We start from the raw sequence: 11,080 nt of genomic DNA, 5'->3' as shown, positions 1-11,080 counted from the left end.
TCTCGGCCCGAGCCCATTGATGAGTCCAACACATGTCCGTCACCGCATTGTTCTCGATCCACGATGAATGGACGATGCATCCATGGAGCTCCAGCAGATGCGTTACGTGATCGCCGTGGCCGAGACCGGCAGCTTCACCCGGGCCGCCGAGCGGTGCCTCGTCGTGCAGTCCGCCCTGAGTCATCAGATCGCCCGCCTGGAACGGGAGCTGGGCGGGCGGCTCTTCGCGCGGACCACCCGTCGGGTGCGGCTTACCCCGGCCGGCGAGGCGTTCCTCCCGGCCGCCCGGCAGTGCCTGGAGGCCGCCGAGCGCGCCGCCGCCGAGGTCGCGGCGGCCGTCGGCGAGGTGCGCGGGCGGCTCGCGGTGGGCCTGATCCCGACGGTCACCGCCGTCGACATCCCGGCCGCCCTGGGCGACTTCCGCCGCCGCCACCCCCAGGTGCGGGTCAGCCTGCGCGTCGGCGCCAGCGACGAGCTGGTCGAGCAGGTCCGCGAGGGCACCCTCGACGTGGCCTTCCTCGGGCTGCCCGCGACCGCCGTGCCCCGGGGCGTCGGCCGCCACGAACTGGCCCGCGACCGGCTCGTCGCCGTGGTCGCCCCGGACCATCCGCTGGCCGGGACAACCTCCGTGGACCTGCGCAGACTCGCCTCCGAGGTGTTCGTGGACTTTCCGGCGGGCACGGCCGGACGCGCCCAGACCGACCAGGCGTTCGCCGCCGCCGGACTCGCCCGGGACGTCGCCTTCGAGGTCACCACCGCGGACTACATCGCGAGCCTCGTCACCCCCGGCCTGGCGGTGGCGATGCTGCCGCCCGCGTACGCCGTCCAACTCCCCGGCATCGTCGCGGTCGAGGTCTCCGACGCGCCGGTCCGCGTCCAGCACGCCACCTGGAGCCGCACCGGCCGGACTCCGGCCGCGACGGCGTTCCTGGGGGCGCTCGGCATCCCCGTGGAGGACGGGGAGGACTCATGAAGTGCCGACCCGAAGTATTGACACGCTCTTGTCAGGGACGGAACACTCCAGAAACACGGGAGAGCGCTCTCCAAGAATGATCGCAGTGCTTCCGTCCTCCCCGGCCGGGCGCCCTCCCCCCACCCCACGCTCCCCCACGACGCAGCAGGAGGTCTCCATGCCACGGAGGTCCAGAACCCTCACCGGACTGCTCTTGTTCACCTCGCTGAGCCTGACCACGGCGGGCATCGCCGGGATCGCGGCCACGGCGAACGCGGCGCCCGAGACGAGCGCCGCGGCGCACGCCGGGCACGCGGCCTACTCGATGCCGGGGATGCCCGGCATGCCGGCGTCCACGAAGGCCTCCGGCGACGACCCGGACGGGGACGGTTACATCATGGCCGACCCGCCGGTCACCGGGGTCACCCCCTCGATGGACGTCCCGCCGACGGCGTACTTCCACGAGTTCCAGGCCAAGTGCGCCCCCACGCACACCGCGCCGGACGACCCGATCGTCTACCCGGGCCAGCCCGGCAAGTCCCACGACCACACGTTCATGGGCAACACCACGACGAACGCGTACACCACCGCCGCCTCACTGGAGTCAGGGGACACCACGTGCCTGGCGCCCGGTGACAAGTCGGGCTACTGGATGCCGAGCCTGTTCAAGGGGGACACCAAGGTCCTCCCGGACGGCGTCCAGACCATCTACTACAAGTCGGGCGTGACCGACTACCGCAGCGTGCGCCCCTTCCCCAAGGGCCTGCGGTACGTGGTCGGCAGCCCGATGCAGACCCAGGAGGAGTTCAAGAACCTGAAGGGCACCGTCGAGGGCTGGGAGTGCGGTGACTCCTTCAAGAACTACAACTTCCCGGCCAGCTGCCCCGACCGCCGGGACGTGCAGCTCAACCTGCGCCTCCAGGCACCGAGTTGCTGGGACGGCATCCATCTGGACACACCGGACCACAAGAGCCACATGGCGTACCCGGTCGCGGGCGGAGCCAACTACAACTCCTGCCCGGCGGACCACCCGGTCGCGCTGCCGATGATCGAGTTCAAGATGGCGTGGCCGGTCAACGGCGACATGTCGCAGGTGAAGCTCGCGAGCGGAGCGGGCTTCTCGTTCCACTACGACTTCATGAACGGCTGGGACACCGCCACGCTGGACGCGATGGTCACCCACTGCATCAAGGGCGGCCTCCAGTGCGACCCGCACGGCTACGACGAGAACCACCCCGACAAGGGTGCGGTGCTCGACGGGAACTACGAGCTGCCGTAGCCGGCACCGCGCGTACCCCCACAGGTCCGGGGCCTTTTTTCGGCCCGCACCGGAGAGCGCTCTCCAAGATCGCGGAGGCCCCGGACCACGCGCGTACGGCATCACCTCCCCATCCCCCGACTCCCCCCACCCGCAAGGAGAGAGACACATGCACCATCCCCCCACCCGTACCACCCGGCGCCTGATCGCGCCCGTCGCGGCGGCAGCGCTGCTGGGCGGCGGACTGCTCGCCCTCCAGGCGCCGGCGGCGCAGGCGGCCGGCAACGTCGTGAAGGTCACCGGTTCGCAGGGCAACTGGCAGCTGACCGTGGACGGTTCGCCGTATACGGTCAAGGGCCTCACCTGGGGCCCCTCGGTCGCGGACGCCGGGAAGTACCTCCCGGACCTGGCGTCGATGGGCGTCAACACGATCCGCACCTGGGGCACGGACGCCACCAGCAAGCCACTGTTCGACACGGCGGCGGCCAACGGCGTGAAGGTGATCGCCGGTTTCTGGCTCCAGCCCGGTGGCGGTCCCGGCAGCGGCGGCTGCGTCAACTACCTGACGGACACGCAGTACAAGAACGACATGCTCGCCGAGTTCCCGAAGTGGGTCGACACCTACAAGGACAACCCGGGTGTGCTGATGTGGAACGTGGGCAACGAGTCCACGCTCGGGCTGCAGAACTGCTACGGCGGCGACGAGCTGGAGGCCCAGCGCAACGCGTACACCTCCTTCGTCAACGACATCGCGAAGAAGATCCACGAGGTCGACCCGAACCACCCGGTCACCTCCACGGACGCGTGGACCGGCGCCTGGCCGTACTACAAGAAGAACGCCCCGGACCTGGACCTCTACGCGGTCAACGCCTACGACGCGGTGTGCAACGTCAAGTCGGACTGGGAGCAGGGCGGTTACGACAAGCCCTACATCGTCACGGAGACGGGCCCGGCCGGTGAGTGGGAGGTGGACGACGACGCCAACGGCGTACCGGAGGAGCCCACCGACGCCTCGAAGGCCGAGGGTTACACCAAGGCGTGGGGCTGCGTCACGGGGCACACGGGGGTGGCCCTGGGCGCCACGATGTTCCACTACGGCACCGAGGACGACTTCGGCGGTGTGTGGTTCAACCTGCTGCCGGGCGGTGAGAAGCGGCTCTCGTACTACGCGGTGAAGAAGGCGTACGGCGCGGACACCTCCGGCGACAACACCCCGCCGGTGATCTCCGGCATGACCGTCGACAACGCCACCGAGGGCGTCCCCACCGGCTCCGACGTGCGCGTCAGCACGCACACCACGGACCCGGACGGCGACGCGATCACCTACCAGGTCCTCTTCAGCAGCAACTACATCGACCAGAACAAGGCCCTGGTCCCCGCCGAGACCACCGACAACGGCGACGGCACGCTGACCGCGAAGGCGCCGAGCAAGACGGGCGTCTACAAGGTGTACGTGAAGGCCCGGGACGGTCACGGCAACGTGGGCGTCGAGACCAAGTCCCTCAAGGTGATCCCGCCGAAGGTGGACGGCACCAACGTCTCGCAGGGCAAGCCGGCCACGGCCTCCTCCTTCCAGACGGACCCGACCGGCGGCTGCCCGTGCGGCGCGGACAACGCGGTGGACGGCAAGTCCGACACCCGCTGGGCGAGCGACTGGAGCGACCCGCAGTGGCTCCAGGTCGACCTGGGCTCCTCCACGGCCATCAAGCACGTGCAGCTGGCGTGGGACCCGGCGTACGCGAAGGGCTACGAGATCCAGACGTCGGAGGACGGCCAGAACTGGACGACGATCAAGACCGTGACCGACGGCAACGGTGACATCGACGACCTCGACGTCACCGGCACGGGCCGCTACGTCCGCGTCAACGGCACCGCACGCGGCACGGGTTGGGGCTACTCGCTCTACGAGTTCGGCATCTACAGCTGACCGGGGGACGGCACTCATGATGATCACGTACTTGGACCGCGCCCGGCCCTACACGCTCGGCCTGTTCCGCATCGTCATCGGGTCGCTGTTCACCTGCCACGGCGTCGCCTCGCTCTTCGGCGTCCTGGGCCGCGACACCCTCCGGGCGGGCACCTGGCCCGGCTGGTACGCGGCCGTCATCCAGCTCGCCGCCGGCCTCCTGGTGACCCTGGGCCTCGGCACACGCACGGCCGCCTTCCTGGGCTCCGGCTCGATGGCCTTCGCGTACTTCGACGTCCACCAGCGGGTGGGCCTGCTGCCGATGGAGAACGGCGGCGAACCCGCGGCCCTCTTCTGCTGGACGCTCCTGCTGCTGACGTTCACGGGCCCGGGCGCCTTCGCGGTGACCCACACCAGGCAACCGGTGCCCCAGCAGGAACCCCACCTCGGCGTCCCCGTTTGAGGGAACGGCCACGCCGCGAACGGCCCCCGGGACTGCCCCCGGGGGCCGTTCGGCGTTGGGGACACTCCTGGGGCGTGCGAGGGGCTAGGGGCTGTCTTGCCGATCATGGCCGGGTCCGCGACGCCTGGCACGGCACCTCGCGGCGTTCCCGAAACGCCCCAATAGCTCCGCTATCACGACGCCTCATCCCGTCGTTGTCGACGGGCCCGCGTACACGTACGTGTCGCGCTGCGAGATGTGGCCGGGGTTGTTTCCGGGCTCCATGTTGCGTTCCAGGAGGCGGCCGGTGGACGGTTGCACGATCCAGTTCGGGTTGTGGTCGCTGTGGACGGGCCACTTCTCCTTCCACTTCCAGGAGATCCGGGTGCCCGTGCGGCCCGTGCCGTCCTTGACGTTCTCCGTCACCACCGCGCCCGGTGTCCCCGCGAGCACGCGGTAGAGCGCGGCGCGCAGGCGCGGGGAGACCGGGGCTCCGGTGAGGAGTTCGCCGGCCTGGCGGACCGTCTGTTCGGCGGCCGAGCCCGTCGCGCCGGATGCGAGGGTGCGGCGGAGGGCGTCGGGGCGGGTGGGGAGGGCGTCCAGATCGTCCCAGCCGACGGAGCTGTTCCCGACGGCCCAACTCGTCCCGTTCGGGTTCTCCTTGGTGATCGTGCGGCCGTTCTCCGTCTTGATGACCACCTTGTCGCGGGCCAGGTAGATGTCGTCGGTGTGGGCCCGGTCCCCCTCGGCCCACGTCCGGATGGTCGTCTTCCAGTACGGGGCGGAGGAAGCCGGTCCCCCCGCCACCCGGTCCGCCATGCTCGTGAACACCTCCGCCGCCGACGCGCTCGCCGCCGGGCCGCCGTCCCCGAAGCCGGTGACCGGGAGGACCGCCGCGCCCACCGCCACCGCCGCGACGGCCGCCGCGAGGGCGAACACCCGGCGGCGGCCGGAGCGGGGCCGGGCGACGGGAGCCGGGGCGGCGTCCGCCGCGATCGCGTCCAGGAGCAGCGCGTGGGCGCGGGCCCGGACCGCCGGGTCGAGGGGTTCGGTGCGGCCCGCACGCTCCAGGGCGGCGGCGCCGGGGAAGTCCATCAGGTCCGTAAGGCGGTTCTCGTGCGTCATGCGAAGTCTCCCGTCAGGGTCGTACGGGCGGGGCCGGTCAGTCCGTCGCGCAGGCGGGCGCGGGCCCGGTGCAGGCGCGAACGGGCCGTTCCGGCGGGGATGCCGACGGCGGCTGCCGCCTCGGCGGGGGTCAGCTGCTCCCAGGCCACGAGCAGCAGCAGTTCGCGCTCCGCGGAGGGGAGTTCGGCGAGTCCGCGGCGCAGCTCCGGGGCCACCGAGGCCGCGTCCAGGCGTTGGTCGACCGCCTGCCAGGGGTCGGCCGTCGCGGCGTCGGGTCCCCGCTCCGTGCGGGCGGCTGCCCGCGCCGCGGTCTGCCGGTGGCGGGCGAGCACGGTGCGGGCGACGCCGAACAGCCAGCCCCGGGCGGAGCCGCGCGCGGCGTCGAACGTCGCGCGGTGGGCGTACGCCTGGAGCCACACCTCGGAGAGCAGGTCGTCGGCGGCGGACGGGGCACGGCGTACGAGGTAGCCGTGCAGGGCGGCGGAGTGGCGGGCCACCAGCGGCTCGAAGGCCGTGGGTTCACGTGCGGAGCGGGCGAGCAGATCCTCGTCCGGGTCCATGGGGTCTCCTGTCCCGGACCGCCGGGGCGGCGGTCTCACCCGTACTTGCACGGGATCGGGACGAGCGTTCGCGGAGGAGTGCGGGGTGCGAGCGCCCCGTCCGGCCCTCTATTGCGAAACCGCCGCCCGGAACCCCGTGTTCACCGCCGTGAGGCCCCCGTCCACGCACAACGACGTCCCCGTGATCCACTCCGCGTCCGACGACGCCAGGAACGCGACCGCCTTCGCGATGTCCTCCGGTTCGCCGACCCGGCCCAGCGGGTACAGCGCGCTGACCCGGTCCAGTTCCGCCTCGCGGCCCGCCCAGGCGTCGGTGCGGATCGTGCCGGGGACGACGAGGTTGGCGCGGACGCCGCGCGGGCCCGCGTGGCCGGCGAGGGTGCGGGTGAGGCTCGCCAGGCCCGCCTTCGCGGCGCTGTACGCGTGGTTGCCGAAGTCCTGCACGCCGTTCACGGAGCCGATGGACACGATCGCGCCCCGGCCCGACGCGGCCAGGTGCGGCATCGCGGCCCGCGAGCAGCGGTAGGCGCCGCCCAGGCTGACGTCCAGGTCGCGGTGCCAGGTCTCGTCCGGCTCGTCCTCGAAGAGCGTGCTGTCCAGGCTGCACGAGTAGGCGTTGTTGACGAGGACGTCGAGCCCGCCGAAGGTCTCCACGGCGTACGCCACCGCCGCCTCGACCGCCGCCCGGTCCGCCACGTCGCAGGCCCGCGCCTCGGCCGCGCCCCCAGTCGCCCGGATCTCCGCCGCGACGGCCTCCGCCCGGTCCCCGTCCAGGTCGGTGACGAGGACGCGGGCGCCCTCCGAGGCCAGCAGGCGGGCGGTGGCGGCGCCGATGCCCCGGCCCGCACCGGTGATGAGGACGCCGTATCCATCAAAGCGAGTCATGGCGCCGACGGTACCTCGCGGATCAGGGCCTCGGCCCGGGGCGGCCGGCAGCAACTCCCCCCGAGCGCCCACCGGTCACAGCACCGACCGCACCGCCCGCACCAACGCCTGCGCCCTCGGGTCCGCCGTGACCCCCTTCTGGAGCCCGTTCGTCACGTACCCGAAGGCGATCCCGCTCTCCGGGTCCGCGAAGCCCAGCGACCCGCCCCGGCCCGGGTGGCCGAAGGAGCCGGGGGCGAGGAGCGGGCTCGACGGGCCGTGGAGCATGTAGCCGAGGCCGAAACGGGTGTTGACGACCAGGACCCGGTCCGGGCCCGCCGACTCCTCCGTGCGCGCCAGCGTCAGCGTGGCCGGGGCGAAGAGCCGCTGGCCGTCCACCGGGCCGATCATCGCCGCATAGCAGCGGGCCAGGCCGCGCGCGGTCGCGGTGCCGTTGGAGGCGGGGAGTTCGGCGGCCCGGTAGGCGGCGTCGTTCTCGTCGGGCAGCGGGTCGATCGCGCCGAATGCCCGCCGGGTCAGCGACTCCGGGTCGCGGTAGGCGTCCACCACCGACCGTTTCGGGCGCATCCGCAGCGCGCCGGTGTTCTCGGCGGCGGGCGCCTCGACGGGCCCGATCCGGCCGACCCGGTGCGCCTCGTCGTCCGGGATGCCGAACCAGAAGTCGAGGCCGAGCGGGCGGGCGATCTCCTCGGCGACCCAGCGGCCGACGGTGCGCCCGGTGACGCGGCGCACGAGTTCGCCGATGAGCCAGCTGAAGGTCTGGGCGTGGTAGCCGTGCGCGGTGCCGGGCTCCCAGGCCGGGGCCTGGGCGGCGACGGCGTGCGCCCCGCTCACCCCGTCCGCGGCCTCCTCCGGGGTCAGCGGCCGGTCCAGGGCCGGGACGCCCGCCCGGTGGGCGAGGAGGTGGCGGACGAGGACACGTTCCTTGCCGTTCGCCTTGAACTCCGGCCAGTACGTGGAGACCGGGGCGTGCAGGTCGATCTGGCCGCGCTGGTGGAGCAGCAGCGGGACGGCCGCGGCGATGCCCTTGCCCGCGGACCGGACGACCTGGACGGTGTCGACGGCCCAGGGTTCGGTGCCGTCCACGTCTCTGGTGCCGGCCCACAGGTCGACCACCTTGCGCCCGTGCCGGTAGACGGCGAGCGCCGCCCCCCGGTCCCCGCGCTGCTCGAAGTTACGGACGAACGCGTCCCGGACCGCTTCGAATCCGGGCGCCGCCGTGCCCCGTACGTCCACGCCTGCTGCCGCACTCCCGCTCATCCCCCCATGGTGCACGGCGCCGCAGGTGGGAGGTGGGGCGGGTCACCCGGAATTCACCGTCACGGAACGCGGGTCGAAACCGAAGGGGAGTTCCAGCCGGTGGGCGCGCATCAGGGGCTCGTCGCACAGGAGGTCCTGGGTGCGGTCGTCGGCGGCGATGACGCCGTCGCTGAGGATCACCGCGCGGGGGCAGAGCTCCAGCGCGTACGGCAGGTCGTGCGTGACCATCAGGACGGTGACGTCCAGGGAGCGCAGGATGTCGGCGAGTTCGCGCCGGGAGGCCGGGTCCAGGTTGGAGGAGGGCTCGTCCAGGACCAGGATCTCGGGCCGCATCGCGAGGACCGTGGCGACGGCGACGCGGCGGCGCTGCCCGAAGGAGAGGTGGTGCGGCGGCCGGCCCGCGTACTCCTCCATGCCGACCTGTTTCAGCGCCTCCATGACCCGCTCCTCCAGCTCCGCGCCGCGCAGTCCCCCGGCGGCGGGCCCGAAGGCGACGTCCTCGCGGACGGTGGGCATGAAGAGCTGGTCGTCGGGGTCCTGGAAGACGATGCCGACGCGGCGGCGGATCTCGGCCATGTTCCGCTTGTCGACCGGCATCCCGGCGACGCGCACCGACCCGGCTCCGGCCTCCAGGATGCCGTTGAGGTGGAGAACGAGGGTCGTCTTGCCGGCGCCGTTCGGGCCGAGCAGCGCGACGCGTTCGCCGCGTCCGACGGTCAGGTCGACGCCGAAGAGCGCCTGGTGGCCGTCGGGGTACGCGTAGGCGAGGCCGCTGACCTCCAGGGAGGGCGGTACGGGGGCGGGGTCGGTGCTCATACGGTCCATCCCACCAGACACACGGCGAGGGCGAGCAGCGGGAGGGCCGAGGCGTACGCCCACTGGGTGCGCGAGGCGGTCACCTCGTCGATGACGGGCATGGAGCCCCGGTAGCCCCGGCTGACCATCGCGAGGTGGACGCGTTCGCCGCGCTCGTAGGAGCGGATGAACAGGGCCCCGGCCGACTTGGCGAGGACGCCCCAGTGCCGGATGCCGCGCGCCTCGAAGCCGCGGGAGCGGCGGGCGATGGACATGCGGCGCATCTCGTCGGTGATCACATCGCCGTACCGGATCATGAAGGAGGCGATCTGGACGAGCAGCGGCGGCAGCTTGAGGCGCTGGAGGCCGAGCAGCAGTTCGCGCAGCTCGGTGGTGGAGGCGAGGAGCACGGACGCGGCGACCCCGAGCGTGCCCTTGGCGAGCACGTTCCAGGCGCCCCAGAGGCCGGGGACGCTGACGGAGAGGCCGAGGACGTGGGTCTGCTCGCCGGGCACGACGAACGGCATGAGCAGCGCGAACGCGACGAACGGCACCTCGATCAGCAGCCTCTTCAGCAGGAAGCCGGCCGGGACGCGGGCGAGCGCGGTGACGCCCGCGATGAGCAGCGCGTAGAGCCCGAAGGCCCAGACGGCCTCGCGCGGGGTGGAGACGACGACCACGACGAAGCAGAACACGGCGGCGAGCTTGCAGTGCGGTGGCAGGTCGTGGACCGGTGAGTGCCCGTGCCGGTAGAGCTTGTGGGCGTGGCCGGCGCCCATGTCAGACCTTCTCGTCGGTACGGGTGTCGGCCTCGCCCTGCGTACGGCGGCGGCGGGAGACCACGTAGAAGGCGCCGCTGCCCGCGACGAGGGTGGCGCCGACGCCGATGATGCCGGCGAGGCCGCCGGAGAGGCGGGCGTTGGAGACGTCCTTGACGCCGTAGTCGGCGAGCGGGGAGTCCGCGGCGGCGTGCTCCTCGGCCTCCTTGTCGATGCCCTTGTCGGCGGCGACCTTCTCCAGGCCGTCCGGGTTGGCGGAGGCGTAGAAGGAGACGAACCCGGCGAGCACGAGGGCGGTGACCAGGCCGGTGACCCAGAGGCCGCGGGTCGGGCGGTGCGCGGCGGGGGCGGGCTCGCGGACCGGTGCCGGGGCGTCGACCAGTTCGCCGTCGACGCGGAGCTTGAGCGGGGCGGCGAGGCCCTTCGCGCCGTGGACCAGGTCGGGGCGGACGGCGAGGACGGCGCCGACGGTGAGCGCGGTGATCACGGCCTCGCCGATGCCGATGAGGACGTGCACGCCGACCATGGCGGTGAAGACCTTGCCGATCGGAATGTCGGTGGTCCCGCCGATCCAGTACATCAGCGTGAAGGCGCAGGCGGCGGCCGGTACGGAGACCAGCGCGGCGACGAAGGAGGCTGCGGTCATCGAGCGGCGGGTGCGCGGCAGCACGCCGACCAGGCCGCGGAAGAGGGCGTACGCGACGACGGTGGTGACGATGCCCATGTCGAGGACGTTGACGCCGAGCGCGGTGAGGCCGCCGTCGGCGAAGAGGATGCCCTGCATCAGCAGGACGACGGATATGCAGAGCACCCCCGTATACGGCCCGACGAGGATCGCGGCGAGCGCCCCGCCGAGCAGATGGCCGCTGGTCCCGGCGGCGACGGGGAAGTTCAGCATCTGCACGGCGAAGATGAAGGCGGCGACCAGACCGGCCAGCGGCGCGGTGCGCTCGTCGAGTTCGCGGCGCGCCCCCTTCAGGCTGACGGCGACGGCTCCGGCGGCGACGACGCCCGCGACGGCGGAGACGGGTGCGTTGATGAATCCGTCGGGTACATGCATGGGGGAGGCTCCGCTTCCTGCGTTCTCGCGTTGCTGCGCCGGGTGCGCGGGGTCGTGA

General features: G+C 72.5%; 11 protein-coding genes. 4 read left to right on the top strand and 7 right to left on the bottom strand.

The features are described from left to right. The first annotated feature begins 82 nt into the window (after positions 1-82). The 4 genes from ACFZAT_RS19560 to ACFZAT_RS19545 all read left to right on the top strand — a co-directional run bounded on the left by ACFZAT_RS19560 (position 83) and on the right by ACFZAT_RS19545 (position 4,579). A complete protein-coding gene (locus ACFZAT_RS19560; protein ID WP_391265471.1) occupies positions 83-973 on the top strand; it encodes a LysR substrate-binding domain-containing protein in 891 nt (296 codons plus the stop codon). 157 nt (positions 974-1,130) lie between these two features. Then, positions 1,131-2,231, top strand: a complete 1,101-nt coding sequence (locus ACFZAT_RS19555) for a DUF1996 domain-containing protein (protein WP_391265470.1) — start codon at positions 1,131-1,133, stop codon at positions 2,229-2,231. 148 nt (positions 2,232-2,379) lie between these two features. Beyond that, positions 2,380-4,137 (top strand): discoidin domain-containing protein, encoded by a 1,758-nt coding sequence (locus ACFZAT_RS19550; protein WP_391265469.1) that lies wholly within the window; start codon positions 2,380-2,382, stop codon positions 4,135-4,137. Between the two features lie 19 nt (positions 4,138-4,156). After that, a complete protein-coding gene (locus tag ACFZAT_RS19545; RefSeq protein ID WP_391265616.1) occupies positions 4,157-4,579 on the top strand; it encodes a DoxX family membrane protein in 423 nt (140 codons plus the stop codon). Between the two features lie 183 nt (positions 4,580-4,762). Here the strand turns inward: ACFZAT_RS19545 and ACFZAT_RS19540 are convergent, their stop codons facing one another. The 7 genes from ACFZAT_RS19540 to ACFZAT_RS19510 all read right to left on the bottom strand — a co-directional run bounded on the left by ACFZAT_RS19540 (position 4,763) and on the right by ACFZAT_RS19510 (position 11,022). Then, positions 4,763-5,683, bottom strand: coding sequence for a CU044_5270 family protein (locus tag ACFZAT_RS19540; RefSeq protein WP_391265468.1), 921 nt, complete (start codon positions 5,681-5,683; stop codon positions 4,763-4,765). Beyond that, positions 5,680-6,243 carry a sigma-70 family RNA polymerase sigma factor gene (locus ACFZAT_RS19535; protein WP_391265467.1) on the bottom strand — a complete coding sequence of 188 codons (564 nt, stop codon included), beginning with the start codon at positions 6,241-6,243 and terminating at the stop codon, positions 5,680-5,682. The genes ACFZAT_RS19540 and ACFZAT_RS19535 overlap by 4 nt, the downstream gene beginning before the upstream one ends. Before the next feature lie 108 nt (positions 6,244-6,351). Further along, complete coding sequence (locus ACFZAT_RS19530; RefSeq protein ID WP_391265466.1) at positions 6,352-7,128, bottom strand: glucose 1-dehydrogenase; 777 nt, start codon at positions 7,126-7,128, stop codon at positions 6,352-6,354. A gap of 75 nt (positions 7,129-7,203) precedes the next feature. Next, positions 7,204-8,364 (bottom strand): serine hydrolase, encoded by a 1,161-nt coding sequence (locus ACFZAT_RS19525; RefSeq protein ID WP_391265615.1) that lies wholly within the window; start codon positions 8,362-8,364, stop codon positions 7,204-7,206. Between the two features lie 66 nt (positions 8,365-8,430). Continuing rightward, on the bottom strand, positions 8,431-9,204 hold the full coding sequence (locus ACFZAT_RS19520) for an ATP-binding cassette domain-containing protein (RefSeq protein ID WP_391265465.1): 774 nt from the start codon (positions 9,202-9,204) through the stop codon (positions 8,431-8,433). Beyond that, positions 9,201-9,962 carry a cobalt ECF transporter T component CbiQ gene (gene cbiQ / locus ACFZAT_RS19515; protein ID WP_391265464.1) on the bottom strand — a complete coding sequence of 254 codons (762 nt, stop codon included), beginning with the start codon at positions 9,960-9,962 and terminating at the stop codon, positions 9,201-9,203. Before cbiQ ends, ACFZAT_RS19520 begins: the two co-directional genes overlap by 4 nt. Before the next feature lies 1 nt (position 9,963). Further along, positions 9,964-11,022, bottom strand: a complete 1,059-nt coding sequence (locus ACFZAT_RS19510) for an energy-coupling factor ABC transporter permease (RefSeq protein ID WP_391265463.1) — start codon at positions 11,020-11,022, stop codon at positions 9,964-9,966. Between the last annotated feature and the right edge of the window lie 58 nt (positions 11,023-11,080).

Origin of the sequence: Streptomyces sp. NPDC008163, assembly GCF_042956885.1 — a bacterium.
Classification (GTDB): Bacteria; Actinomycetota; Actinomycetes; order Streptomycetales; family Streptomycetaceae; genus Streptomyces; species Streptomyces drozdowiczii_A.
The sequence above is the reverse complement of the archived record's forward strand: the minus strand, read 5'-3'. Positions and strand labels throughout refer to the sequence as shown.